The sequence below is a fragment of the Paenibacillus sp. MMS18-CY102 genome (assembly GCF_009789195.1).
Lineage (GTDB): Bacteria > Bacillota > Bacilli > Paenibacillales > Paenibacillaceae > Paenibacillus_T.
In genome coordinates this window covers 85,628-112,388 of the sequence record NZ_WSTC01000001.1, presented here as the reverse complement: position 1 = coordinate 112,388, position 26,761 = coordinate 85,628, and the positions used below count along the sequence as shown (strand labels likewise).

Sequence of the window (26,761 nt, the reverse complement as noted above, 5' to 3'; positions counted from 1 at the left end):
ATTGTGTTTTGGCCCATCGTATGATAAAATTCAAGATGTTGTGTGAAAGTCGGACGGTCCGCTATTAGCCATGACCTGATCGAATGAGTGATCAGTGAGCTCATAAGAACGTCTGTTGGGGAAGGAGTGATTACAAGATGAATATTGTACAAGCGATTACGCAAGAACAACTGCGCAAAGATCTTCCTAACTTCCGTCCAGGCGACACGCTGAAGGTGTACGTAAAAGTCATCGAGGGCACGCGTGAGCGTATTCAGCTCTTCGAAGGCGTTGTCATCAAGCGTCGCGGTGGCGGCATTAGCGAAACGTTCACGGTTCGTAAAATTTCTTACGGCGTTGGCGTGGAAAGAACGTTCCCGGTTAACTCGCCTAAGATTGATAAAATCGACGTGGCTCGCCGTGGTAAAGTTCGTCGTGCGAAGCTCTACTACCTGCGCGAACTGCGCGGTAAAGCAGCGAGAATTAAAGAAATCCGTTAATCGGATGGTTGAGAGGGGCTTGCCACAGACAAGCCCCTTTTCGCATTCCAATAACGATCGTTCGTCTAAGCATGGGTCCCTCTGTCGGGGCAACGACAGTATGATGAGAAGCGGGTGGAGATATGGAGCATAATCGTACGAACGACCAAGATAATGTGAATCATGCTACAGATTCCGATGTGGACAAGCATGCAATGAATGAATCGCCTGCGGACCATAAGCCGACGAAACGTGGCGGCGGCGCATCGAAAGAAATTACGGAATGGGTAAAAGCGATCGGGATCGCCGTTATCCTCGTTTTGATCATTCGCTGGCTGTTATTTATGCCATTTATCGTGGACGGGCCTTCGATGCAGCCTAATTTCGAAACAGGCGAGCGCGTAATCGTCAATAAAGTGCTTTATAAATTCCGGGAGCCAAAGCATGGTGAAGTTGTTGTATTTTTTGTTCCGGAAGAGAACCGCAATTTTATTAAGCGCGTAATTGGCGTGCCAGGCGATAAGATCCGATACGAAGGCGACGACTTGTATGTGAACGATAAGAAGGTTGATGAGACGTACCTGAAAGAGGCGATCGCTCAGGCGCATACGAACGGTACGCTCTATAACAACACACCTACGACTCCTAACTATCCGAATGAGCAGTTTACAGAGTCTGTCGTGCCTGAAGGCCATATCTTCGTGCTTGGCGATAATCGCTCGAACAGCAAGGACAGCCGGATGATTGGTTTCGTTGACATGGATAATGTGATTGGACGCAGTGACGTCATATTCTGGCCGCTTAACAAGGTTAGAATAATTGGACATAAATAAGCAACGACATGCCTCGTGAATGTCTGCTACGGTAGACGTTGACGAGGCATGTTAGCAATGAGGTGATTGAATGACTATCCAGTGGTTCCCCGGACATATGACAAGAGCCCGGAGGCAGATTCAAGATAAACTGAAGTTGATTGATATCGCAGTTGAGCTCTTAGATGCACGAATCCCACTTTCAAGCCGCAATCCGATGGTTGATGAGATTCTGCTGAACAAGCCTCGCATGATTGTCCTTGGCAAAAGTGATCTTGCCGATCCAAGAGAGACCGAGGCGTGGATTGAGCGGTTCAAATATGAAGGGCATGAATGTATTGCTGTTGATGCATCAACGGGTACGCGTGTCGGTGAAATTCCAGGATTGGCAAAAAAACTTCTCCATGAAAAAATTGCGAAGCAATTGTCCAAAGGAATTAATCCGCGTGCGGTTCGTGCGCTCATCGTTGGCATTCCGAATGTTGGGAAGTCGACGCTGATCAATCGCCTTGCGGGCCGCAATATTGCAATTACGGGCGACCGCCCAGGCGTAACGAAGGGGCAACAGTGGATTAAGGTTGGTACGGAGATGGAACTGCTGGATACCCCGGGTATTTTGTGGCCCAAATTCGAGGATCCAATCGTGGGATATCGGCTAGCGATGACAGGCGCGATTCGTGAGCAAATTCTCAACATTGAGGATATTGCGTTCTTCGCAACGCGAGAGCTAATTAGCCGTTACTGGGATACGCTCGTGGACCGCTTCGGAATTGACGTGGAGCGTCCTACAGATGTAGAGGATTCCAGCGAGATTGTTCGAATAATGGAAGCGATTGGCCGTAAACGCGGGTGTCTTATTAGCGGCGGAAACGTTGATTTGGAAAAATCGTCGGGCATCATTTTGCGTGAGATGCGTGCAGGCAAGCTGGGGCGGTTGACGTTGGAATCTGCTTCAACCTATTAAGTGTGGCATGGGAGAATGGGGAATGCTGGAATACGAAAAGGCGCTTTGGGAGCAAGGCTGCCAGAATGTCGTGGGGATCGACGAGGTAGGGCGGGGCTGCCTGTTTGGTGATGTCGTAGCAGCTGCCGTTATTTTGCCGCCTGGACTAGTGCTTGAAGGGATTAATGATTCCAAGAAGCTGTCTGAGAAAAAGCGTAACGAGTTGTACGACGTCATTATTGAGCATGCGCTTTATTGGTCTGTTGCACGAATTGATTCTGCCGAAATTGATCGCATCAATATTAAGCAAGCTTCGCGATTAGCGATGAAGCAAGCGGTACAAACACTCGGTGCTGATCCGGATCATTTGCTGGTTGATGCAGAGACAATTGATCTTCAGCTTCCGCAGCAAGCCATTATTAAAGGGGATGCGACTAGCCAGTCGATTGCAGCCGCATCCATTCTAGCTAAGGTGACGCGCGATCGATTATGCAAGGCAGAATGGGAAAGCATGTACCCAGGCTATGGAATCGCCATACATAAAGGATATGCGACAAAGCTTCATCGGGAGAAGTTGCTCGAATTAGGGCCAACGCCGTTGCATCGAAGGTCATTTCTCGGAAACATTTTGGCTCAAATGGAGCAACAGGCCCTATTCTAATCTTTTGTTCCTAAACAAGATTTGTAAAACCGTTCTTACGTGCAGCCGCTTTGTATTGAGGCCGTGCGGAGCGGTTTTTTTACTTTGTGAGCAATTCGACAGTTTTTCATAAAAGAATGGTTTAGCTTCATCCGATTGGTGCCGATATAAAGGATATAACGGAGTGATCGACAAAAGGGGAATTAACTTTGAATATAAGCCAGATGATGAGAAGCCTGCTCGGCGACGTGCAGAACGGCGAGAGCCGAAAGCTTGAGCTAAAACCAGGGCAAGTGGTGCGAGGCGTTGTTTTGCAAACACAGGGCGATCAAGAGGCTGTGGTGCAAATAAACGGTGTTCAAGTCCGTGCCAAGCTTGAAACCCCGCTTTCTCCAGGGCAAACAGCGACCTTGAGAGTTCAGCCTGAATCGACTTCAGGAATGATCGTATTGAAGCCGGTAGACTCCGCTGAACAACAAGTGTCAGACGATACGGCGCGGCAGCTAATGAAAGCAGCCGGCTTGCCGGATTCGAAATGGGCGATGGAGCTCGTTCGCGATATGAAGCGAGATGGCATCCCGATGACGAGAGAGGTTGCACAAGCGCTAAAGCAAATCTTTCAAGCGGTTCCTAAGGGTGTCGACCCAGCAGAATGGATGCAAGCTGCAGCAGCTTCGCTTAAGCGGGGGTTGCCATTGACGGAACAGACCGTAGCCGCGATGCGACAGGTGATGTTTGGGAAGCCACTGCATGTCCTCATGGATACGATTAGCCAGCAGTTAGCCCAAGTGTCCGGTGCAGATGGAGATGGAATGGCTGGCCCTGAATTGGGAGAACAAAGTGCAAATAAGCCGGCGTTGCCAGACGGTTCAATTAAAAATGGCGGTGCTGCTGCGGGAGCGCCATCTGCACCTACGGTAGCGGCTTTAGCAGCGCGTGTGAAGGAATTGCTTACACAAGCCGCATCGTTGCAGCAACAGGGTGTGGGCGAAGGCGGAGAGGGCAACGATACATTTGATGGGAATAGCTCGAAGGCGCCTGCCGTAACGAATGCAAAACAGGCAACCGCATCAGATGCAAACATTACTGGCAGACAAGCCACGGTTACTGCCGATGGCAAGACAACAGCAGCATCGTTGGCTGCAGGCGGCAATTCGGGAACAGAATTGAATGCGAGTGCGAAAGGTTGGACCGAGGCAGCGGGTACGATTGCTCAGGGAAATAGTGAACAGTCATCTAACGCGGCGCTGCCTGGACGTCCTGCCTCGGCTGAATCAGGAGGATGGCTGGGCAAGATGTTACAGGTGCTTGGCGTTAACCATGAGCATGAGCTGCTTCAGGAGACCACACGCACACTTGCCAGTGACACGGCTGAGGGTTCAACCCAGAATGGAAATAAGCCGTCATCTATAGGATCGGCTACAAATTTAAATAACCCGAACGAGATGCAAGGTGACATTGATGGGCAAGGCCAACCAGTACAATTGATCCGGAATGCGATTAATGGCGTTGCAAGCCATATAACCGGGGCTAGGCCATCAGAGGCTGCTTTAACTGCGGGGGCGCAAGCATCAAGTGAAGCTCAAACAGATGGCGATATCAACGCTGCTGGGCAATTAGCGAAGGGGCAGAACACCCTCGTACGGCAAGCAGGGGGGGCGGAAGGACTAAGGGCTCCGATTCAAACAGCACTGCCAAGCCTTCCCCAATCGGGTGATGGAATTTCGTCGGAAACGTTGAAAAGCGCGCTAATGTCGCTGGCATCAATGGATGATGCACCCGCGCCATTAAAAGAAACTGCGCAGCAGCTCATTCAACAAATTACCGGACAGCAATTGCTGCTATCCCCGGAACGCAATGGGTCAATGTTAACGCATCTTACGTTATTTATTCCGCTCCTTAATCAGGAAGGGGGGCAGACTGCATCCGTTCATGTACAAACCAAACGAGGGCCGAAAAATGAATTGGACGCATCCAATTGCCGATTGCTGTTTGACTTAAACTTAAAATCAATCGGCAATACGATCGTTGATGTGCACGTTGTCGATAAGATCGTGAATCTAAACGTGTGGAACGACCATCCGTTGATGCAGGCGATTGCTTTAGGGGAACGCAATGCAGTGGCTTCAGCGCTTCAGCAGGCAGGATACCAGCTGTTGACGTTTAAAGTAACGGCAATGCCTGACGAGTCAATAACGAAAACAAGCGGGAGCAATGCCGATGGAACCTCCGGGGGAGATGCAATGCTGCCTCCGACCGCTCCTTCTTATGGAGCTAAGCCATATAAAGGAGTCGATTTCCGGATATGAGCCCATTTCATGAACCTGCTAAGAATGGGGAGCCATCAAAACTCGCACGTAAAGCTGTAGCTTTAAAGTATGAGCCGGGAGAACGTTCAGCGCCGGTCGTCATTGCGAAAGGCAAAGGGCATCTGGCAGAAGCGATCGTAGCGAAAGCTACAGAAAATGGCGTTCCGATCCAAGAGGATTCCTCGTTGGTTGAAGTGTTATCGAAGCTCGATATCGATCAAGAAATTCCACAAGAGCTGTACGCGCTCGTAGCCGAAATACTGAGCTTTGTTTACCGTTCCGATAAACGGGCGGGCGCGTGGGGGGAATAAGTTGAGCCGGATTGAAACGGGCAAAATCGGAGAAGAGGCAGCGGAGAAGTATTTGAGCGAAGCGGGATACTTGATTCGTGAACGAAACTGGCGTTGCCGCGCTGGTGAGGTAGACATTATTGCAGAGCAGGATGGAACAATGGTTGTCATTGAGGTGCGGACAAGACGTTCAAGGTCATCGGCTGCATTTGGTTCTGCGGCAGAATCAGTCGATTTTCGCAAATGCCAAAAGATACGCTTAGTGACAGAAGTATATTTACAAACGCAGAAACAAAGTGGACGGACTGTTCGTTTCGATGTGATCACAGTGCTGTTAGGTGCAGATAGAAACTTAATTGATCTGACACATATTCGGGATGCTTTCTAATTATCTGTGAAGGTAAAAGCAAAAAGAACCGCACGATGGTTTCGTCCATCGCGGTTCTTTTTGTTTCTATAATAATGTTGGAGATGAAAGAAAGCTATTCGCCTAATCGTTCTCCAGAACGCCGATATTGAATGGCTTCAGACATATGCTCTTCATGGACTGCCTCACTATCTGAAACATCAGCAATCGTTCGGGCAAGCCGTAGGATGCGATCATGGGCGCGGAAGCTGATCCCCAGCTTATCAAATGAATGCCGAAGCAACTTTGCAGACGGTGCAGATAATTGCACGGTACGATGAAGGGCAGCGCCAGTTAATTCGGCATTCCAATGAACCCCGGCTTTCTTTGCACGATGATGCTGGCGCTCGGCGGCTGCCATAACAAGACTGTTCATCTCGGAACTTGTCATTCCAGAGCGTGCTGTGTTAAAAGATTTGGGGCGTGGCACTTCGAGCAACAAGTCGATACGATCTAACAGGGGACCGGATATTTTGCTCCGGTATCGGGCTACAGCCGCATCTGTACAGGTACATTGCCGATCGCCAGGGCCATTGCCCCAATAGCCGCACGGACATGGGTTCATTGATGCAGCGAGCATGAATCGGGCAGGGAATCGGAATACTGCTTTAGTACGGGCTATCGTAACGGCACGATCCTCAAGTGGCTGGCGAAGCACCTCCAGTGCAGGCCTCGAGAATTCTGGCAGCTCATCTAGGAAGAGAACGCCACGATGGGCGAGTGTGACTTCGCCAGGTCGTGGTATAGATCCTCCGCCAATTAACCCACCAGCGGATATCGTGTGATGAGGGGATCGAAACGGGCGTGTACGGATGAGAGAGGTGGGGCTTGGGCCTAACTTGCCTGCAACGCTGTAAATTTTGGTCACTTCCAGCGCTTCTTCATCGGTCAGCGGGGGAAGGATGGACGGAAGGCGCCGTGCAAGCATCGTCTTGCCTGTGCCAGGGGGACCGCTTAATAGCAAGTTATGGCTGCCAGCAGCAGCAATAAGAAGCGCACGTTTGGCACCGTGGAGCCCGAGCACATCGCCATAATCAAGTATTTGATCCCTGTCGATATCAGATGAATTATATTTTGAAGCGTAGCTATTGGGGGCTTGATGAATCTCGGGCTTGTACCGATAAGATTGCCAGCTGTCGCCTTCTTTCCATGCGGCAAGCTCATTAAGATGCGTAAGGGCATACACTTCTATGCCATTAAGCAGGGCTGCCTCTGCGGCGTTGCCTAAAGGAAGAATGACGCGAGCCGCCTCATTCTTCGCGGCTTGCTCCACCATTGGCAATACGCCTGGTACAGCGCGGATTTCGCCATTAAGCGAAAGTTCTCCAATAAGCAGCGTGTGTTGAAAAGATGCGGCGGGGAGCTGCTCGCTAGCAACGAGAATGGCAGCGGCGATCGAAAGATCAAACGCTGACCCTTCTTTCCGCAGATCGGCGGGCGCGAGATTAATCGTTATGCGGCTCATTGGAAATTGAAAACCGCAGTTTCGAATCGCTGCGCGTACACGTTCAGAAGACTCACGCACGGCGCTATCGGGCAACCCTACAAGATTGACTTGGGGCAAGCCGCTTGCAATATCAGCTTCCACAGCAATAGTCAGTCCATCTATGCCATTGACACTTGATCCCAAAAGGCTGGCATACATAACAAAATACACCTCCGTCATAATCGGACGAAGGTGCTTCCTTACTGTTCCGTATCAAAATTGATCTCTTAGACCTATCATATCGATGGGAAACGCAGCTGTCAATAAAGAGGCAGAAAACAAGTGAAACAGGTGATTTATTTGGCGTTTAATCCTCTTTTTTGAAATGAATGAATTGGGAATTAGCATTGGTTTCTAGCGCTTATCATATCAAAACTAGATGAATTTCATATCAAAAGAGCAGTTTTTAAATTTTGCAAAAGTGAGGTAAGGTTGTACATTTAGTGATACAATAAGCTTGTTTGTTTACATTCCATTGCTTGATACAGTTTGCGGATTGGAGGATTTCGTTAATGAATATCCATGAGTACCAAGGCAAAGAAGTCCTGAAGCAATACGGAGTTCTCGTGCCTGAAGGCAAAGTTGCTTTCACCGTTGACGAGGCTGTCGAGGCTGCAAAAGAGCTTGGCACTTCTGTTGTCGTTGTAAAAGCACAAATCCACGCAGGTGGCCGCGGTAAAGCGGGCGGCGTTAAAGTCGCGAAAAATCTGGATGAAGTGAAAGCTTACGCGAGTGAAATTCTCGGCAAAACGCTGATCACGCATCAAACAGGTCCAGAAGGCAAAGAAGTGAAGCGCCTGCTCATCGAGCAAGGCTGCGACATTAAGAAAGAATATTATGTTGGCGTCGTTGTTGACCGTGGCACTGGCCGCGTTGTCTTGATGGCGTCCGAAGAGGGCGGCACGGAGATCGAAGAAGTTGCTGCACACTCGCCGGAGAAAATTTTCAAAGAGATCGTTGACCCGGCAATCGGCTTGCAGGCTTTCCAAGCGAAACGCCTTGCATTCAACATCAATATCCCTAAAGAGCTTGTTAACAAAGCAGCAGGCTTCATGATCGCGCTGTACACGGCGTTCGTTGACAAAGATTGCTCCATCGCGGAGATCAATCCACTCGTAGTTACGGGCGACGGCAATGTTATGGCTCTTGACGCGAAGCTGAACTTCGATTCCAATGCATTGTATCGCCATGCTGATATTTTGGCGCTTCGCGACTTGGATGAAGAAGATGAGAAAGAAATCCAAGCGTCCAAATTCGACCTTAGCTACATTGCGCTTGATGGCAACATCGGGTGCATGGTTAACGGCGCAGGCCTTGCTATGGCGACGATGGACATTATCAAATATTATGGCGGAGACCCTGCCAACTTCCTCGACGTAGGTGGCGGTGCTACCAAGGAGAAAGTTACGGAAGCATTCAAGATCATCCTGTCCGACGAGAAAGTAAAAGGCATTTTCGTTAACATTTTCGGCGGCATTATGCGTTGCGACGTTATCGCTGAAGGCGTAATTGCTGCTGCAAAAGAGCTCGGTCTCGACCGTCCACTCGTTGTACGCCTGGAAGGCACGAACGTAGAGCTTGGCAAGAAAATGTTGAACGAATCCGGCCTGAACATCGTTGCGGCTGATTCCATGGCCGACGGCGCACAAAAAATCGTTGCGCTCGTGAAATAGGACAAGCAACCGGCTAAATCCGAATTTTTTCTCAGGGGATGTGAAATTTCGATGAGCATTTTGATCAATAAAGATACGAAAGTCATCACGCAGGGGATTACGGGCAAAACAGCCCTGTTCCATGCGAAGGGCGCGCTCGATTACGGTACGCAAATGGTCGGCGGCACGTCGCCGGGCAAAGGCGGTACGACGGTTGAGATTGCACTCGAAAACGGCAGCACGGCTTCGCTTCCAGTATTCAATACAGTAACAGAAGCTGTTGCGGCAACAGGCGCGACTGCATCCGTTATCTACGTTCCGCCAGCATTCGCAGCTGACGCGATTCTTGAAGCAGTAGACGCTGAACTGGATATCGTTATCTGCATCACAGAAGGCATCCCGGTGCTTGACATGGTGAAAGTTCAACGTTACCTGGAAGGCAAGAAAACCCGTTTGATCGGTCCTAACTGTCCAGGCTTGATTACGCCGGATGAGTGCAAAATCGGCATCATGCCAGGATATATCCATACGAAAGGCCATGTAGGCGTCGTTTCCCGTAGCGGAACGCTCACTTATGAGGCTGTACATCAATTGACGACCCGTGGCATTGGCCAATCGTCGGCAGTTGGTATCGGTGGAGACCCTGTTAAAGGCACGGAGTTCATCGATGTACTGAACATGTTTAATGAAGATCCAGAAACGTATGCGGTTATCATGATTGGTGAAATCGGCGGTACGGCTGAGGAAGAAGCAGCAGAATGGATTAAAGCAAACATGAAAAAACCAGTAGTCGGCTTTATCGGTGGCGCAACTGCACCGGAAGGCAAACGCATGGGCCATGCTGGCGCAATTATTTCGGGCGGTAAAGGTACTGCTGCAGAAAAAATTGCTACGCTGGAAGCTTGTGGCGTAAAAGTATCTCCAACACCATCCGAAATGGGCTCCACGCTCGTTTCCGTGCTCGAAGAGCAAGGCTTGTTGGAAAAATGCATCACGCGCAAATAATAGGATCTGTTAATGGATTCATCACATCTGCGGATGGTGAGTCTGTTCGGAGAGGCAAGCAGCCTTTCGTCCCTCAATTGGGTACGATTGGCTGCTTTTTTGCATTTAAATCAAGCGGTTGGCTTGCAATCTCGTTCTAGCTAGAGCAAAATAGGAAAAGGATGCAAGCCTCCGCATCGGAGGATGGATAAAATGTCACATTATAATAAAAGTAAAATGCTCGTCTTGCTTCATGATATCCCAGGCATCGGATGGAGGACGATCAAGAAAGCGGTTGATGCGCAGCTGTGGCAGCGCACGATGCTAGATTCGCCAGAGCCGTGGCTTACGGCAGGATTTAGGCCCGAGCAAGCGAATCAAGCAGCAATACGTTTCTCAGAGTGCCAAATCGGGTATGATTCTATCATAAAGAAATATGAGCAGCGAAACGCGCAAGTCATTACGGTGGAGTCTGATGAATATCCAGATGCACTCCGGAATATTCATGAGCCGCCTTGGGTGTTGTATGCAATTGGAAGCCTAGAGCTTCTTCATCGGCATACGGTATCTATTGTAGGCACGCGAACCCCGACGGCATATGGGCGGCATATGACCGAGCTGTTAGCTTCGGGATTTGCCGAACGGGGGCTTACTGTAATTAGTGGCCTTGCCAAAGGGATTGATGGCGTTGCGCATGAGGCTTCAGTTGGCCGTACGGGGAGCACAATTGCTGTGCTTGGCACGCCGATCGACCGGATTTATCCGCCTCAGCATGCTTCCTTGTTCCGCCGGATTGCGAAACAAGGCCTGCTCTTATCAGAAGCGCCGATTGGCACAGCATTCCACCCCGGATTATTTCCGCTGCGGAATCGAATTATTGCGGGATTATCAGCGGGAACGGTCGTTATTGAGGCGGCGGAACGGAGTGGTTCGCTCATAACTGCAGAGCAGGCGTTTTCATTCGATCGGGAGCTGTTTGCACTGCCTGGCCCAGTGACTTCGCCCAAGAGCAGTGGAACGAACCAGCTGATTGCAGATGGCAAGGCACGAATTATTCGATCAACCGAGGATTGGTTTAAGCATTTGCCTTATATGGACATGGAATCCAATGATCAGAACAGCCATTCATCTGCGTCCAATGAACTAGAGCTACTCAGTGAAGATGAGCGGAGCGTGTATGAATTACTGCTCGATCATCCTTGCTCAACCGATGAGTTGCATGAGCTTACGGGAATGCCTCTTGGACATTTGCACGCTGTTCTGATAAATTTATGTATAAATCGTAAGGTTCAACAACAGCACGGCTCTACATATACCGTTATCTAGGGGAGAGGAGGACGCTTAATGGCGGATTCGCTCGTTATTGTCGAGTCGCCTGCCAAGGCGAAAACGATCGGCAAATATTTGGGCAGTAAATTTATCGTAAAAGCGTCCATGGGTCACATTCGCGATTTGCCCAAAAGTCAAATCGGCGTTGAAGTTGAAAACGACTTTAATCCGAAGTACATAACGATCCGAGGAAAAGGCAGCATTCTTAAAGAACTAAAGGATGCTAGCAAAAAAGTGAAAAACGTTTATCTCGCAGCCGACCCCGATCGTGAGGGTGAAGCTATTGCGTGGCATCTTGCCCATTATCTGGAGCTGGATGAGGCGAATAGCTGCCGAGTGGTATTTAATGAGATCACGAAGCAAGCTGTGAAAGACGCATTCAAGACGCCAAGGCCAATCAATATGGATCTGGTCAATGCGCAGCAAGCGCGCCGTATTCTTGATCGGCTCGTAGGCTATAAGATCAGTCCATTGTTGTGGAAGAAAGTGAAGAAGGGGCTCTCTGCTGGCCGCGTTCAATCCGTTACAGTGAAGCTGATTATTGACCGCGAGAATGAGATTGATGCGTTTGTGCCGGAGGAATATTGGACGATTACAGCGCGGCTAATGAAGGGTGCGTCTGCTTTTGATGCCAAATTCCATTCCATCTCAGGCGAAAAGCGGGAACTTAGCAGTGAAGCCGACGTACAAGCAATATTAGCGGAGATGAACGGCGCGCCGTTTACGGTGAGCGATGTGCGCGAGAAAGAACGATTGCGCAACCCTGCGCCGCCTTTTATTACGAGCTCTTTGCAACAGGAGGCCGCCCGTAAACTCGGTTTCCGAGCTTCGAAGACAATGTCGGTAGCCCAGCAGCTGTATGAGGGCGTCGATCTTGGCAAAGAAGGCACGGTTGGTTTAATCACGTATATGCGTACAGACTCGACACGCATTTCGCCTGTTGCCCAGGAAGAAGCGAAAGAATTTATATCGAATAAATATGGGCCAGCTTATTTCCCAGATGAGCCGCGTATTTATGTCAAGAAAAACAGCAATGCGCAAGATGCGCATGAAGCGATTCGCCCAACATCTGTCCTGCGTGAGCCGGACCAGATGAAAGAGTTTTTGAGCCGTGACCAGCTTCGGCTCTACAAGCTAGTCTGGGAGCGGTTCGTGGCAAGCCAGATGTCCTCGGCTATACTCGATACAATGACCGTAGACCTTAAAGCGAATGAAACGGGCTTCCGGGCCGTCGGTTCGAAAGTGAAGTTTCCGGGCTTTATGAAGGTGTACGTGGAAGGCAACGATGATGGTACGCCAAATGATGATGACAAATTCCTTCCAGCGCTCGCCGTAGGCGATACAATTGTGACGGAAGCGATTGATCCGAAGCAGCATTTCACGCAACCGCCTCCACGGTACACAGAAGCAAGGCTGGTGAAGACGCTTGAGGAGCTCGGCATTGGACGGCCAAGTACGTATGCGCCAACGCTGGAGACTGTCCAAAAGCGCGGCTATGTCGCGATTGAAGAGAAGAAGTTCATTCCGACAGAGCTCGGGGATCTCGTCAGCCAGCTGATGGAAGAGTTTTTCCCGGAAATTCTTGATGCTGAGTTCACCGCCCAGATGGAAGATGAGCTTGACCATGTCGAGGATGGCAAGGAAAACTGGGTAAAAGTTCTAGCCGATTTTTATGAATCGTTCGAGAAGAGGCTTGAAGTTGCAGAAGAAGAGATGAAAGAGATCGAGCTTCAAGATGAAGTTTCCGACGAAATTTGTGAGAAGTGCGGACGGCATCTCGTATACAAAATGGGGCGGTTCGGCAAGTTCCTGGCATGCTCAGGCTTCCCGGAATGCCGCAATACGAAGCCAATCGTTAAGGATATTGGCGTCGCATGCCCCAAATGTGCGAAAGGCAGCATCATTGAACGCAGGAGCAAGAAAGGCCGGGTATTCTACGGCTGCAACTTGTATCCGGAATGTGATTTTGTTTCGTGGGATAAGCCTGCAAGCAAGCCATGCCCTTCATGCGGGGGGTTGCTTGTGGAGAAACGCAGCAAATCAGGCGTGAAGCTGCAATGTACACAATGTGACCATAACGAGCAAGTTGCAGATGATAATGATCATGAACAAGAACAAGCGTAGCGGATTGTTCGCTTGCTAGATTAACGACGCGCTGTCCGTCCATTTATGGGCGGCAGCCGTTTTCATTCAGAAAGGTAGGTACTTTATTTGTCTTCCACTACAAGAGTAACGGTCGTTGGTGCTGGCTTAGCTGGCAGCGAGGCCGCATGGCAGATCGCATCGCAAGGCGTTCCAGTTACGTTATATGAAATGCGTCCGGTTACCCGTACGCCTGCCCATCATACCGATAAATTTGCAGAGCTCGTATGCAGCAATAGTTTGCGTGCAAATGGTTTAGCAAACGCTGTAGGCGTACTTAAAGAAGAAATGCGTGCGTTGGGATCATTGATTCTTGGCTCCGCTGACCGTAATGCAGTTCCAGCCGGAGGCGCGCTGGCGGTCGACCGTGATGGCTTCTCAGGCGAAGTTACGCGATTGCTGCGGGAACATCCTTTGATCGAGGTTCGCAATGAAGAGCTAACCGCCATTCCAGAGGATGGCATCGTTGTAATAGCAACAGGCCCGTTAACGGCGCCGTCATTATCACAAGGCATTCAAGCACTTCTGGGTGAAGAATATTTCTACTTCTACGACGCTGCAGCACCGATTATCGAGAAAGATTCGATCGATATGTCGAAGGTGTATCTCGCATCACGTTATGATAAGGGCGAGGCGGCTTATTTGAATTGCCCAATGACTGAAGAGGAATTTAACATATTCCATGAGGCACTTACGACTGCAGAAAAGGCAGAATTAAAAGACTTCGAGAAAGAAGTTTACTTTGAAGGCTGCATGCCAATTGAAATAATGGCAAGCCGCGGCAAGCAAACGGTTCTATTTGGGCCAATGAAGCCAGTAGGCTTAGTTAACCCTCATACTGGCAAGCTGCCACATGCAGTTATCCAGTTGCGCCAAGATAACGCAGCTGGCACGCTGTACAATATGGTGGGCTTCCAAACGCATTTGAAGTGGGGAGAGCAAAAACGCGTATTCTCTCTCATCCCAGGTTTAGAAAATGCGGAATTTGTTCGTTTTGGCGTGATGCACAGAAATACATTCATTAACTCTCCTCGTTTGCTTCGGTCGACTTACCAGTTTAAAGAGCGTGAGACGCTCTTCTTCGCTGGCCAAATGACAGGGGTAGAGGGTTATGTAGAGTCAGCTGCCTCGGGGCTTATAGCGGGCTTAAACGCGGGCAGGCTCGCTCGTGGGCTAGATCCAATTGAGCTTCCTGCTGATACGACGCTGGGCAGTATGGCGCAGTACATCACAACAGCGGATTTCAAACATTTTCAACCGATGAACGCTAACTTTGGCCTGTTCCCGCCACTTGAGAAGCGGATGAAGAGCAAGAAAGAGAAGAATGAAGCAATTGCCAACCGTGCTTTAGCTTCACTAGAGCGGTTCAAAAGTGAGTTTTTGAGTTAATGATTTCAAAACGCAGCGCGGAAAAACGTTGAGGAGGGTCCATGATGGAGATGCAGTTTCACGCAACGACGATATGCGCGGTACGGCATAATGGCCAAGGCGCGATTGCAGGGGATGGCCAAGTGACCTTCGGCAACAGCATGGTCATGAAGGGAACCGCCAAAAAAGTGCGCCGCCTTTATCGCGGGCAAGTAGTTGCCGGGTTTGCAGGCTCCGTTGCCGATGCGATTACATTGTTCGAAAAGTTCGAAGGCAAGCTGGAGGAGCATCATGGCAATCTGCAGCGTTCTGCGGTTGAACTAGCCAAGGAGTGGCGTTCAGACCGTGTGCTTCGCAAGCTCGAAGCTATGCTGCTTGTCATGGATGCGAATGGGCTCTTGCTGATCTCAGGAAACGGCGAAATTATTGAGCCGGATGATGATGTGCTTGCAATCGGCTCGGGCGGAAGCTTCGCACTGTCGGCGGCACGTGCATTGAAGCAGCATGCTACGCATATGGAAGCAAAAGATATGGCGAGAGCAGCACTCGAAATTGCGGCCGACATTTGTGTGTTTACGAATCGTAATATTATTGTGGAAGAAGTGTAAACATCGCAGCTTTGCAATAGGCAAGAAGAAGGATAAAAGTTCAAGTGCACTAGGAACAATACACTAACCGGCGGAGGGATGCCACAATGGGTAACGAGTCGATGACACCGCGACAAATTGTCGCAGAGCTGGATAAATATATTATCGGCCAAAAGCAAGCGAAGCGTTCTGTTGCCGTCGCATTGCGCAATCGATACAGAAGAAGCAGGCTGGCAGAAGATATTCGTGACGAAATCGTGCCTAAAAATATTCTGATGATCGGTCCAACTGGCGTGGGCAAAACGGAAATTGCCCGCCGTCTAGCGAAACTTGTGCAGGCTCCTTTCGTCAAAGTTGAAGCTACTAAGTTCACCGAGGTCGGTTACGTCGGCCGTGATGTTGAATCTATGGTGCGTGATCTCGTTGAAACGGCGATCCGTATCGTGAAAGCTGAGCGTACGGAGCGCGTTCGTGACCGAGCAGAGGTGCTGGCGAATGAACGGATCGTAGCATTGCTTGTTCCATCTGCAAACAAGTCCAAAACGCAAAAAAATCCGTTTGAAATGTTATTCGGCGGACAACAGGGCAAAGAGGCTGAACCAGAACCAGAGTACGATTCCTCCGTTGCTGAACAACGTAAAGCTGCCAAGGAAAAGCTTGCAGCGGGGCTGTTAGAAAATGAAATGATTGAGATTGAAGTAGAAGACAACACGCCTAATATGATGGATATGCTCTCTGGCCAGCCGGGCGAAGGCATGGGCGCAAATATGCAGGATTTGCTCGGCCAATTTATGCCGAAGCGTACGAAGAAGCGTAAGCTCAAAATTAAAGATGCACGTAAAGCGCTCATTCAAGAAGAAGCAACAAAGCTCATTGATATGGATGATGTGATTACAGAATCCGTATTGCGAGCAGAGCAATCGGGCATTATCTTTATTGATGAAATCGATAAAATCGCAAGCCCATCAAGAGGATCAGGGCCTGATGTTTCGCGTGAGGGCGTGCAACGCGATATCTTGCCAATCGTTGAGGGCTCTACCGTCATGACCAAGTATGGTCCAGTGAAGACAGATTATGTGCTGTTCGTAGCCGCGGGAGCATTCCATGTAGCAAAACCTTCGGATCTTATCCCGGAGCTTCAAGGCCGTTTCCCAATCCGGGTTGAACTGACGAGCCTCAGCCTTGAAGATTTTGTGAAGATTTTGCAGGAACCTAAAAACGCTTTAACTAAGCAATATACAGCGTTACTGGAAACAGAAGGCATAGCGATCGAATTCTCGGATGACGCCATTCGGGAGCTTGCATCCATTGCCGCTGACGTAAACAAAAACACCGAAAATATCGGCGCACGCCGGCTTCATACAATACTGGAGAAGCTGCTCGAGGATTTGTCATTCGAGGCACCTGACTTAAATTTAGAGCGTATTACGATAACGCCTGAATATGTGAAGGAGAAGCTGGGCAGCATCGCGCAAAACCGCGATTTAAGCCAGTATATTTTGTAGTAGGGGCCGTTTTGGGAGGACAGGTAACATGACTTTACTAGCTAAGACTAGGACATTAAACCGGCTGTTGCAACGGGCGGCTGGCAAAGCGCTTAACTTTCGAGAGATGGCGGAAGTTCTAAGCACCACCATGCAAGGCAATGTATTTGTAGTCAGCCGAAAAGGCAAAATTCTTGGATGTGCTGCGATGGGTGCTTATGAGCATGACCACCTAAGAACGATGTCAATCGGTGAGATTCGATTATCGTCTGAGAGCAATGACCGGTTCTTGCTGTTGCAAGAAACCGTTACGAATGTGGAGGCAGATCCTGGCGTTACTGAAGCGTTTCCACTTCTGTCAGGACATCGCACGATGACTGTTGTGCCAATTATTGGCGGTGGGGATCGGCTTGGAACGCTCGTTTTAACTCGCGATGCGGAAACGTTTGTTGATGAGGATCTTATCCTTGCTGAGTATGGCTCGACGATCGTCGGGATGGAAATATTACGGGAACGGGCGGAAGAAGTGGAACTCGAAGCACGCAGCCGTGCTGTCGTAGCTGTGGCGGTTGGTTCATTATCGTTCAGTGAAATGGAAGCTGTGGAGCATATTTTCGAGGAACTTGATGGAAAAGAAGGCTTGCTTGTCGCTTCCAAGATCGCGGATCGGGTCGGAATCACTCGCTCAGTAATTGTAAATGCTTTAAGAAAATTGGAAAGTGCGGGCGTGATTGAGACCCGTTCGCTCGGCATGAAAGGCACTTACATTAAAATTCTGAATCCGCAGCTATTAGTGGAACTAGACAAGATAAAAGCATAGTTTAGTCCGTTCGGACGAGGAGAGCCCTGTCTTTTTTATAAAAGATAGGGCTTTTTTCTTATTGTATAAAATTAGGAAATTGAAGAATATAATCATGTCGGCAAAACTCGACATCCCTTTCTCATTTTTTTAACAAAATGATGTCGAACCAAGAAGGAATAGTGAAGTCCGAGTGGAATACGTTAAGAGATCAAGAATCAGAAAGTGGGGAACAATCGGTGAAATTGTTGAATGGAATCGAATTTCGACGATTGGAGACGGCGATACAATCGGCTGAGACTAGGCAGAAGGTAATTTCCGACAACATCGCAAATGTCGATACGCCGAATTTTAAGCGATCTGAAGTACTATTCGAAGATCTGCTTGCGGATGCAATGGGGACAAACGAGACAAAGATTGCTGGCATTCGGACGAATGCAAAGCATATCCCAATCGGACAATCTTCAACCATTCCGGCTCCTGAAGTAGTGTTGGACGAGAATAATTCGATAAACAATAATGGCAACAACGTTGATATCGATCGTGAGATGACGCTTCTCGCAAAAAACCAGCTCTCTTACAACTTCTACATTCAGCAACTGAATCATGACGCTAAGATGATGACTACTGCAATCGAAGGGAGAGCGTAACGGATGAGGCTAAGCAATGGATTTGATGCGAATGCATCAGCATTAACTGCCCAAAGGCTTCGGATGGACGTCATATCTTCCAACATCGCGAATGCAGAAACAACTCGTGCAGCTTACGTAAATGGCAAATTCGTGCCATACGCTCGCAAGATGGTCGTTATGGAACCTGCGGCCCAAAGCTTCTCAGATGTTCTCTCTGGACAAATGAATGGAGCTACAGCTAACCCTGGTGTAAAAGTAACCAAAATCGTAGAGGATAAAACACCTCCGAAACTGGTATACAATCCAAGCCACCCTGATGCAGATGAATTTGGCTATGTAAGCATGCCGAACGTTGACATCGCGAAAGAAATGATTGACATGATCTCAGCATCGCGCTCTTACGAAGCGAATATTACAGCACTTAACGCAACAAAAGGCATGTTCGCCAAGGCGCTTGAGATTGGCAGATAAAGTAGTGGAGGGATGAAGCTTGATACAAGCAGTCACCGCGATACCGGTACAACCGGTTCAGGTTAGCAACAACATTACAGCAGTTGGACAAGCATCGCCGGCTGAAGTAACGCAATCGTTCGGTAATTTCTTGGAGCAAGCTTTGAATAGCGTGAGTGCACAGGAACATAACGCACAAGTGCAAGCAACACAGTTTATGGCAGGCAAGGTTGATGTATCGCAAGTCATGATCGCCTCAGAGCAGGCGCAACTTAGTCTTCAGCTCACCACTCAGATTCGCAATCGCGTAGTTGAAGCTTATCAAGACATCATGCGAATGCAGCTGTAAAACGTGAAAAGACGAACTGGCAAAGCAATGGGTGAGGTGACACTGTGAATGAGACAATCGCCCGGTATCGTGACCGACTCTCGCAATGGTGGAGTCAAACGGGCAAGAAGCAGAAGATTTGGCTAGGCGGTACTCTAGGTTTTTTGATACTGGCAATCATTCTTTTAACCTACATATTCTCAAGAACGGAATACGAGATTGCATTCCAGAATCTCGATTCAACAGATTCAGCTGCTATTATGAATTACTTAGATAGCGGCGGCATCAAGTACCAACTGTCCTCGGACGGAAAAAGCATTATGGTTCCAAGTGCGGTCGCATCGCGCGTCAAAGTCGATGTAGGCTCGCAAGGCTTAGTCCAAAATGGTTCTATTGGCTTCGATATCTTCGAGCAGAATTCATCCCAATGGGGTACGACGGATAACGAATTCAACGTTAAATATCGGAATGCACTCAATGGCGAAGTACAGCAGTTGTTGAACAACATGAAGGGTGTACAATCGTCTAGGGTTCTTGTGACGCTTCCTCAAGAAAGCGTATTCGCGGATAGGGAGGAAGAACATGCCATTGCATCGATCACGCTAAACTTCATGAGTGGCTATCGCCCTAACCAAAAGGAAGTCGATGGATACTTCAAACTCGTGAAGACTGCCGTGCCAAATCTGGCGATCGATGATATTACGATTGCTAGCCCAGAAGGCGAACTGATCTCTTCGGAGGCAGGCGGAAGCCTAGCAAATGGCGGTACAGAAGTGGCGGATCAGCTGTTCCAGATTCAACGCAAGTACGAAACTGAATTAAAGAAAAACATTCAACAATATTTAAGCACGATGATTGGTGAAGGCAATGTAGCTGTTTATATTACGAGCAGCTTGAATTTTGACAAGAAGTCTTCGGAGCAAAGTTTAGTTGAGCCAATCGCGAACAACAACAATAATGGCGTTATCGTTAGCCAACAGGATACAAGCAAAACGTCGACGAACACCGATTCAGCAGTCGGTGGCGTACCGGGCGCAGGCGAAACCGATGTTCCAGGTTACACAGCTACTAACGGTGCAGGCAACTCTTCTAACGAAGAAACGTCCAGCATTCGTAACTATGAAATTAACCGAATCAAAAACATCGTAGAATCTAGCCCGTTCATGATCAAAGATTTAACGATCAGCGTTGGCGTCAATCGTGCATCGCTGCAAGGCGAAGCGCAAACGCAAATTACGAACTATGTAAAACAAATTCTTCGCACGCAGCTTTCGCAGTCAGGGCTTGATGTAGCGAGCGATTCAATCGTTAGCCAGCGCGTTACAGTTATGGCGCAAGACTTTGCAGCAGGCGGCGGCGCATCCGAATCGTCCAAACTTAGCACAGCATGGATGGCCGGTATCGGTGTAGCAGCATTGGCACTCATTGCAGGCTTTGCAATCGGCATGATGCGCAAACGGAAACGGAATGCAGTAATTGCGGCGGCAGAAGCGGCTGCAGCAGCAGATCCGGTGCGAGTTGAATTCCCAACACTCGATCTGGAAAATGGTGCAAATGACCATCAAGTGCGTAAAAATCTTGAAACACTCGCCAAACGCAAGCCTGAAGAATTCGTTAATCTTCTTCGGACTTGGCTTGTGGACGAATAGAGGTGGCTGGCATGGCGAAAACATTCGGAGGATTATCCGGCAGGCAAAAAGCCGCCATCCTGTTAATTACGTTAGGTCCAGAAGTATCGGCAGAAATTTTCAAGCAATTGCGTGAAGATGAGATTGAGCAATTAACGCTTGAGATTGCGAACGTCCGTAAGGTAGATAGCACGGAACGGGAACAAATTCTTTCTGAGTTCCATCAGATATGCCTGGCACAAGAGTATATTCAACAGGGCGGTATCGCGTACGCCAAAGATATTTTGGAAAAAGCGCTCGGAGAGCAAAAGGCAGTTGAAGTTATTAATCGCCTAACGGCTACACTTCAAGTACGGCCTTTCGACTTTGCCCGCAAAGCAGAGCCAACGCAAATTTTGAACTTTATCCAAAACGAGAACCCGCAAACCATTGCGTTAGTTCTCTCTTATTTACAGGCTGAACAGTCCTCGCATATTTTGTCTTCTCTCCCACAAGAGAAGCAGGCAGAGGTGGCGCGCCGAATTGCTTTAATGGACAGCACTTCACCAGAAGTACTGACACAAGTAGAACGTGTGCTTGAACAGAAACTGTCCGCAACCGTTACACAAGATTACTCGACAGCTGGCGGTATCGAATCGATCGTTATGATCTTGAATGGCGTTGACCGGGGTACGGAAAGAACCATTCTCGATGCACTCGAGATTCAAGATCCAGAGCTTGCTGAAGAGATCAAAAAACGGATGTTCGTATTCGAAGATATCGTCAACATCGACAATCGTTCCATTCAACGGATCATTCGCGATCTCGAAACATCCGATCTTCAGCTCGCACTCAAAGTTGCAAGCGAAGAAGTGCGCGAAGCGATCTTCCGCAATATGTCCAAGCGTATGGCAGAGACATTCAAGGAAGAAATGGAATACATGGGCCCAGTGCGGCTGCGTGATGTTGAGGAAGCACAAACGCGCATCGTAGCAACGATTCGCCGACTGGAAGAAGCAAGTGAAATTATCATCGCCCGTGGTGGAGGAGATGATATCATTGTCTAATTTGATAAAGTCTTCACATGTCGTGTCAGTGGAAGACTTGCGCAAATTGGAATGGTTCAACCGCTACGTACCGCCAGTGCCAGAAGAGGAAGAGGTTGTTGATGAAACGCCTCAACCTGATGCCGAAACGATTTCACTGCGAGATGAAATTATCGCCGATGCGCAGCAATTCGCTGAAGAACATGTTCGCGATGCAGTTGAGCATAGTAATACGCTTCTAGCCAATGCCGAGATGCAAATTACGGAATGGTGGCAAGAACGCCGCACTGAAGATGAAGCGATTGTCATACAAGCGAGAGAAGAAGGTTTTCAGTCTGGTTATGCAGATGGCCGTTCACAAGCATTGCATGAGCTTCAGCAAGAATGGCAGCAGCGGATCGAAGAAGCAAGCCATTTATTAACCGCTGCTTATCGGGTGCGAGAGCAAATTATTCAGGAATCTGAGCCGTTTCTCGTTGATCTGAGCTCTGCAATTGCTGAAAAATTAATCGGTCGGCAATTAACTGTTTCACCTGAAATTGCGATTGAAATGATTCGCAAGTCTCTTGCTAGAAGACGCGAACAAGGTGTTATCACCTTATGTGTCGCGCCTGCGCATCTTGCTTTCATGCAAGCGGCTCGTGAAGAACTGACATTATCGATCGATTCACAGGCTGAACTGCACATTTTGCCAGATCCGACGGTTCGTGATTACGGTTGTGTCATTCGATCCACATTCGGCAGCATTGATGCTCGAATTGATACGCAACTTACCGAAATCAAGCGAGAATTAGTACAGTTGGCGCTTGATAGCGATGAGTGGAGGAACGCAGATGAGCATTCCGAAGCTTAATGCAGCCAAGTATATCGAGCATATGGGACCATTAGATCCTGTACGCGTGAATGGCAAAGTTACACAAGTTATTGGGCTAACCGTTGAGTCCGAAGGACCAGATGCCAGTATCGGAGAAGTCTGTTATATCTATCCGACCAAAGGCGCAAAACCGCTCAAAGCGGAAGTCGTTGGATTCAAAGATAATAAGGTTATTCTCATGCCGCTTGGCGAGCTAGAGTCCATTGGCCCAGGCTGTGACGTAGTCGGCACAGGAAAACCGTTAACCGTTCAAGTTGGTTCGGAATTGTTAGGCAAAGTGCTTGATGGGCTCGGGCAACCATTGGATGGATCGTTTATCCCAAGCCGGATGCCCCACAGTTCAACGAATAATGTTCCTAACAATCCGCTAATGCGCCCTCGGGTCACAGAACCGCTTGGAATCGGCGTTAGAGCAATAGACGGATTGCTTACCGTAGGGCAAGGCCAGCGTGTCGGCATTTTTGCTGGATCAGGTGTTGGGAAAAGTACGTTGCTAGGCATGATTGCACGCAATACTTCTGCAGATGTCAACGTTATTGCTTTAATCGGCGAACGTGGGCGTGAGGTGCTTGAGTTTATCGAGAAGGATCTTGGTCCAGAAGGGCTGGCACGTTCCGTCGTCATCGTTGCAACTTCTGACCAGCCTGCACTTATTCGGATGAAAGGTGCACTTATTGCTACAACGATTGCCGAATATTTCAGAGACCGTGGCCTCAATGTCATGCTTATGATGGATTCGGTAACTAGGTACGCAATGGCACTTCGTGAAGTTGGGCTCGCAATTGGCGAACCGCCAGCAACACGAGGATATACGCCATCCGTGTTCGCAGCATTGCCGAAACTGTTAGAACGGGCAGGAACAGGGCCAAGTGGCTCGATTACCGCCTTTTATACCGTACTCGTAGATGGCGATGATATGAACGAGCCGATTGCAGATGCTGTTCGAGGCATCTTAGACGGCCATATCGTATTAAGCCGTGAGTTAGCACATCAAGGCCATTTTCCAGCAATTGATGTTCTCGCATCGATCAGCCGGGTCATGAAAGAAATCGTGACGGAAGAGCAGCAAGATGCCGCTAATTCGCTTAAAGGATTGCTAGCTACCTATAAGAGTTCGGAAGACTTGATTAATATTGGGGCGTATCAGTACGGTTCCAATGGAAAAATTGATCAAGCGATTGAAGCGATTGATGAAATTCGGGCCTACACCAGGCAAAAAACGAACGAGAAGGTCATTTTGGAAGACGCGCAACAGCAGCTCATTCAACATTTTCTCGGGAGATGACATGTAATTGGCGAAATTCCGGTATGCCTATGAAAAGATCGTCGGTTTGAAAGCAAGCGAGAAGCGGCAAGCTGAATGGATGTTATCCGATGCAATCGGCAAACTCCAGACTGAGCAAATGTCTCTAGATCAATTGCGTTCAGAGCGCAAGCAGTGGGAAGAACGGTTACTTGAACTTTCTGCTGCTGCTGTATCACTGAGTGAATTAACGACGATTCAACATTATTTGGATCACTTAGACAGTTGTATAATGAACAAAATCGCGGAGGTCCATCAAGCGAAGGGCGTTGTTGAACAAAGTCGCAGCCACCTGGGAACTAAGATGAAAGATGAAAAGGTGTGGCTTCAGGCAAAGGAACGGGAGTTTTACCGGTTTCGCCAGGCGTCTTTGGTACAAGAGCAAAATGAGCTTGATGAGATGGCAACCGTCCGTTTCATGATCGCAGCCCCTTAACCGATATAGGAGCCTTCGTGAACCGGGACCGCGGGAGGGATGAAGTTGGCGAATATGGATTTGGACAACGAACGTTATAACGGATTTGAACGATTCATGTTCTTTTTGACTCCGATACTTTTCACGATCATTTTGCTAGGCGTATTGCTGACGTTATTCAATCATGATATGCGCAACAAAATGCTCGAGGTAGGGAATAAGGTGCCTTTACTGGCCGATGTTCTTCCTGATCCGCAAGAGTCGGGAACTGAAGAGAATGTTCAGATGACTGCTCAAAAATCGATGGCCAAAATCGATGAGCTTCGGAAGCAATTGAACGAAAAAGATGCAACGATTGCTGCAGACAAGGAAAAGTCAGCGCAAGCGGATGAGTTGATCAAATCGCTGCAAGGCGAGATTGAACAACTGAAGCAGTCTAATGCAGACGAAGCGCTGAATGATGAACAGTATCAATTGAAGATTAACGAGCTTGCAGCGATGTACGCACAGATGTCACCAAGTAAAGCGGCCCCGATTTTGCAAAGCATGTCGACGGATGAAGCGGTTCTTGTGATCGCTGCAATGTCTTCGGAAAGCCGTTCTAAAGTTTTGGAGAAGATGGCACCGCAGAAAGCAGCAGATATTACGATGAAACTGAAAGACGTCGTATCGGCAAAAGATCGCCAGATCGCTGCATTACAAGCACAAGTGAATCGCCAATCGAGCACAACGCCAGCAGCTACCCAATCGCAAACGTTATTGGATACTGCGCAGTTAAAACAAACCTTCTCCGGCATGGAACCGAAAAGCGCAGCGGAGCTGCTTCTGAAAATGTCAGAAGTAAGCCCAAGCAAAGTGCTTCGCATTCTAAATGCAGTAGATGACAGCTCGCGTTCGGGCATTCTTACCGAAATGTCTTCATTAAATAAAGGCATAACGGCTCAACTCGTAACGAAGTTGATGTCTGGCAAATAATCGATCTAGAAGAAAGGAGGTGAAAACAAAATGGAGATGGCAATCACACCTGCCGTAACTGCACAACCGAAATCGCCTGCGTCAAACGCTTCTGTTGATTCATCCAATGCTGCCCAATCTGGCAATGGCCAGTTTAAACAGACGTTATCGGCAAGCATGAATGGCCAAACGCAATCGTCAGGAACGTCCGCTACGGACAATACGGCGACAAATGCAACAGCGCAAGCTGAGGGCACAGAAGCAACAACGAGCCAGACGCCGCTGACAGCAGAACAATTGATCGCTGCAATTGGTGAATTGATCGTTTCGCTGCAATCAGAAGATTTGGCGAATGCTCCTGAACTTCCAGAAATTAAGGATCAGCTTCAGGATATGATGGATCAACTTAACGCGATGCTTTCCTTGCTGGGCGTTCAGTCCATTCCAACAATGCCGATTTATGCGGATAATGTGACAGATGCCCTTAAGGCTGACGTTCAACAGGCGCTCGTCCAATTACAAGATGTTATTAGTAAAGGGCAGCTCGGTACAGCACAATTGGGCAATGCGTTGCAATGGATTGGCGAGCAGGTCAAGGGGCTGCAGCAAGCGGTTCAACAATTGAAAGTAAACGTGAAAAATAGCTCAGCGGATGTTGAGGCGACACAACAAGATGATTTTGCCGTTGAAGAGCAACTTCAACAAACTAAATCTCAACCAGCTGTACAAGTACAGGCGGCTACAACGACGCAAAGTAAAGCGATTTCTTTCTTGGAGCAGCTAAACCGCCAATCGGCTAATCCGCATGTCCTTCAAGTAATGGCAACGCAGCAATCCGAACAAGAGACGGCTGATCAACAGCCAGTCGCAGAAGATGTAACGAACACGATGTTCCCGAACATTCAGACGGCTGAAAGCGCACGTGCGACAGCTGCGATCAGGCAAGTTTCCGTTCTGGCACCTGTACCCGCGCAGCAATTTGCTGAAACGATGGCGAATCTGATGGTGGATAAGTTCGAGGTGAAGACGGTTGGAGGCATATCTGAGGCTAAACTGACACTGACTCCAGAACATCTTGGCAAGGTGGATGTGCGAATCTCGGTTCAAAATGGACAGCTTACAGCTTTGTTCGTAACGGACTCCAGTGCATCCAAAGAAATGTTGGACAACCAACTCGCTCAACTGCGCGCCAACTTGCAATCACAAGGTTTGAACGTAGAAAAGCTAGAGGTTTCACAACAATCGGTGAATACGCAGATGTCCCAACAGCAACATGGGAACGGTTCTGGCCAACAGCAATCGAATGGCAATGGCCCTTCAGGAGATGGTGACACAGAAGAGACTGCCTTCGAATCTGAACTTGCGCAACAATCTGTCATTCGCGGACTTGGATATGGCCGAGCGATTAACGTGAAAGCGTAGTAATTCGTGAATGGTAAGCAGGTAGGAACGGAGGTGACATG

Annotated in this window: 26 protein-coding genes; 25 read left to right on the top strand and 1 reads right to left on the bottom strand. The window is 48.7% G+C overall.

Annotation, left to right across the window (positions count from 1 at the left end; all coding sequences use genetic code 11):
* The first annotated feature begins 137 nt into the window (after positions 1-137).
* From rplS to GON22_RS00520, 7 genes are all read left to right on the top strand, one after another.
* Complete coding sequence (gene rplS, locus GON22_RS00550) at positions 138-479, top strand: 50S ribosomal protein L19 (RefSeq protein WP_160394182.1); 342 nt, start codon at positions 138-140, stop codon at positions 477-479.
* 122 nt (positions 480-601) lie between these two features.
* A complete protein-coding gene (lepB, locus tag GON22_RS00545; protein ID WP_160394181.1) occupies positions 602-1,291 on the top strand; it encodes a signal peptidase I in 690 nt (229 codons plus the stop codon).
* 70 nt (positions 1,292-1,361) lie between these two features.
* Positions 1,362-2,234, top strand: coding sequence for a ribosome biogenesis GTPase YlqF (ylqF, locus tag GON22_RS00540; protein WP_160394180.1), 873 nt, complete (start codon positions 1,362-1,364; stop codon positions 2,232-2,234).
* A gap of 22 nt (positions 2,235-2,256) precedes the next feature.
* Positions 2,257-2,874, top strand: a complete 618-nt coding sequence (locus GON22_RS00535; protein ID WP_160394179.1) for a ribonuclease HII — start codon at positions 2,257-2,259, stop codon at positions 2,872-2,874.
* A gap of 188 nt (positions 2,875-3,062) precedes the next feature.
* Complete coding sequence (locus GON22_RS00530; RefSeq protein ID WP_160394178.1) at positions 3,063-5,162, top strand: hypothetical protein; 2,100 nt, start codon at positions 3,063-3,065, stop codon at positions 5,160-5,162.
* Positions 5,159-5,473 (top strand): EscU/YscU/HrcU family type III secretion system export apparatus switch protein, encoded by a 315-nt coding sequence (locus GON22_RS00525; RefSeq protein WP_160394177.1) that lies wholly within the window; start codon positions 5,159-5,161, stop codon positions 5,471-5,473. Before GON22_RS00530 ends, GON22_RS00525 begins: the two co-directional genes overlap by 4 nt.
* Position 5,474: 1 nt before the next feature.
* Positions 5,475-5,840, top strand: a complete 366-nt coding sequence (locus tag GON22_RS00520) for a YraN family protein (protein WP_160394176.1) — start codon at positions 5,475-5,477, stop codon at positions 5,838-5,840.
* Positions 5,841-5,934: 94 nt separating this feature from the next.
* Here the strand turns inward: GON22_RS00520 and GON22_RS00515 are convergent, their stop codons facing one another.
* Positions 5,935-7,503: a YifB family Mg chelatase-like AAA ATPase gene (locus GON22_RS00515; protein WP_160394175.1), complete on the bottom strand. Its 1,569-nt coding sequence runs from the start codon at positions 7,501-7,503 to the stop codon at positions 5,935-5,937.
* Between the two features lie 353 nt (positions 7,504-7,856).
* Here GON22_RS00515 and sucC point away from each other — a divergent pair, with 353 nt between their 5' ends.
* The 18 genes from sucC to GON22_RS00425 all read left to right on the top strand — a co-directional run bounded on the left by sucC (position 7,857) and on the right by GON22_RS00425 (position 26,720).
* Positions 7,857-9,017 carry an ADP-forming succinate--CoA ligase subunit beta gene (gene sucC / locus GON22_RS00510; RefSeq protein ID WP_006036571.1) on the top strand — a complete coding sequence of 387 codons (1,161 nt, stop codon included), beginning with the start codon at positions 7,857-7,859 and terminating at the stop codon, positions 9,015-9,017.
* 51 nt (positions 9,018-9,068) lie between these two features.
* Complete coding sequence (sucD, locus tag GON22_RS00505) at positions 9,069-10,001, top strand: succinate--CoA ligase subunit alpha (RefSeq protein WP_160394174.1); 933 nt, start codon at positions 9,069-9,071, stop codon at positions 9,999-10,001.
* A 192-nt stretch (positions 10,002-10,193) separates the two neighbouring features.
* Complete coding sequence (gene dprA / locus GON22_RS00500; RefSeq protein ID WP_160394173.1) at positions 10,194-11,306, top strand: DNA-processing protein DprA; 1,113 nt, start codon at positions 10,194-10,196, stop codon at positions 11,304-11,306.
* Positions 11,307-11,324: 18 nt separating this feature from the next.
* The gene (gene topA / locus GON22_RS00495; protein WP_160394172.1) at positions 11,325-13,433 is read left to right on the top strand and encodes a type I DNA topoisomerase; all 2,109 of its coding nucleotides are present in this window, start codon (positions 11,325-11,327) and stop codon (positions 13,431-13,433) included.
* A gap of 87 nt (positions 13,434-13,520) precedes the next feature.
* Positions 13,521-14,840, top strand: coding sequence for an FADH(2)-oxidizing methylenetetrahydrofolate--tRNA-(uracil(54)-C(5))-methyltransferase TrmFO (gene trmFO, locus GON22_RS00490; protein WP_160394171.1), 1,320 nt, complete (start codon positions 13,521-13,523; stop codon positions 14,838-14,840).
* A gap of 44 nt (positions 14,841-14,884) precedes the next feature.
* On the top strand, positions 14,885-15,427 hold the full coding sequence (hslV, locus tag GON22_RS00485) for an ATP-dependent protease subunit HslV (protein ID WP_160394170.1): 543 nt from the start codon (positions 14,885-14,887) through the stop codon (positions 15,425-15,427).
* An 86-nt stretch (positions 15,428-15,513) separates the two neighbouring features.
* Positions 15,514-16,911: an ATP-dependent protease ATPase subunit HslU gene (gene hslU / locus GON22_RS00480; protein ID WP_160394169.1), complete on the top strand. Its 1,398-nt coding sequence runs from the start codon at positions 15,514-15,516 to the stop codon at positions 16,909-16,911.
* A gap of 28 nt (positions 16,912-16,939) precedes the next feature.
* Positions 16,940-17,710 (top strand): GTP-sensing pleiotropic transcriptional regulator CodY, encoded by a 771-nt coding sequence (gene codY, locus GON22_RS00475; RefSeq protein WP_160394168.1) that lies wholly within the window; start codon positions 16,940-16,942, stop codon positions 17,708-17,710.
* Between the two features lie 218 nt (positions 17,711-17,928).
* Positions 17,929-18,339, top strand: a complete 411-nt coding sequence (gene flgB, locus GON22_RS00470) for a flagellar basal body rod protein FlgB (RefSeq protein ID WP_160394167.1) — start codon at positions 17,929-17,931, stop codon at positions 18,337-18,339.
* A gap of 3 nt (positions 18,340-18,342) precedes the next feature.
* On the top strand, positions 18,343-18,792 hold the full coding sequence (flgC, locus tag GON22_RS00465; protein ID WP_160394166.1) for a flagellar basal body rod protein FlgC: 450 nt from the start codon (positions 18,343-18,345) through the stop codon (positions 18,790-18,792).
* Between the two features lie 19 nt (positions 18,793-18,811).
* Positions 18,812-19,120: a flagellar hook-basal body complex protein FliE gene (fliE, locus tag GON22_RS00460; protein ID WP_160394165.1), complete on the top strand. Its 309-nt coding sequence runs from the start codon at positions 18,812-18,814 to the stop codon at positions 19,118-19,120.
* Positions 19,121-19,164: 44 nt separating this feature from the next.
* Positions 19,165-20,748 carry a flagellar basal-body MS-ring/collar protein FliF gene (gene fliF / locus GON22_RS00455; RefSeq protein ID WP_160394164.1) on the top strand — a complete coding sequence of 528 codons (1,584 nt, stop codon included), beginning with the start codon at positions 19,165-19,167 and terminating at the stop codon, positions 20,746-20,748.
* 11 nt (positions 20,749-20,759) lie between these two features.
* The gene (gene fliG / locus GON22_RS00450; protein ID WP_160394163.1) at positions 20,760-21,773 is read left to right on the top strand and encodes a flagellar motor switch protein FliG; all 1,014 of its coding nucleotides are present in this window, start codon (positions 20,760-20,762) and stop codon (positions 21,771-21,773) included.
* Positions 21,766-22,605, top strand: a complete 840-nt coding sequence (locus tag GON22_RS00445) for a FliH/SctL family protein (RefSeq protein ID WP_160394162.1) — start codon at positions 21,766-21,768, stop codon at positions 22,603-22,605. The genes fliG and GON22_RS00445 overlap by 8 nt, the downstream gene beginning before the upstream one ends.
* Complete coding sequence (fliI, locus tag GON22_RS00440; protein WP_202113006.1) at positions 22,586-23,911, top strand: flagellar protein export ATPase FliI; 1,326 nt, start codon at positions 22,586-22,588, stop codon at positions 23,909-23,911. The genes GON22_RS00445 and fliI overlap by 20 nt, the downstream gene beginning before the upstream one ends.
* 7 nt (positions 23,912-23,918) lie before the next feature.
* On the top strand, positions 23,919-24,365 hold the full coding sequence (fliJ, locus tag GON22_RS00435) for a flagellar export protein FliJ (protein WP_160394161.1): 447 nt from the start codon (positions 23,919-23,921) through the stop codon (positions 24,363-24,365).
* A gap of 54 nt (positions 24,366-24,419) precedes the next feature.
* Entirely contained in the window at positions 24,420-25,319 is a 900-nt protein-coding gene (locus tag GON22_RS00430; protein WP_237178931.1) for a MotE family protein, read from the top strand.
* Positions 25,320-25,349: 30 nt separating this feature from the next.
* On the top strand, positions 25,350-26,720 hold the full coding sequence (locus tag GON22_RS00425; protein ID WP_160394159.1) for a flagellar hook-length control protein FliK: 1,371 nt from the start codon (positions 25,350-25,352) through the stop codon (positions 26,718-26,720).
* The last annotated feature ends 41 nt before the right edge of the window (positions 26,721-26,761 follow it).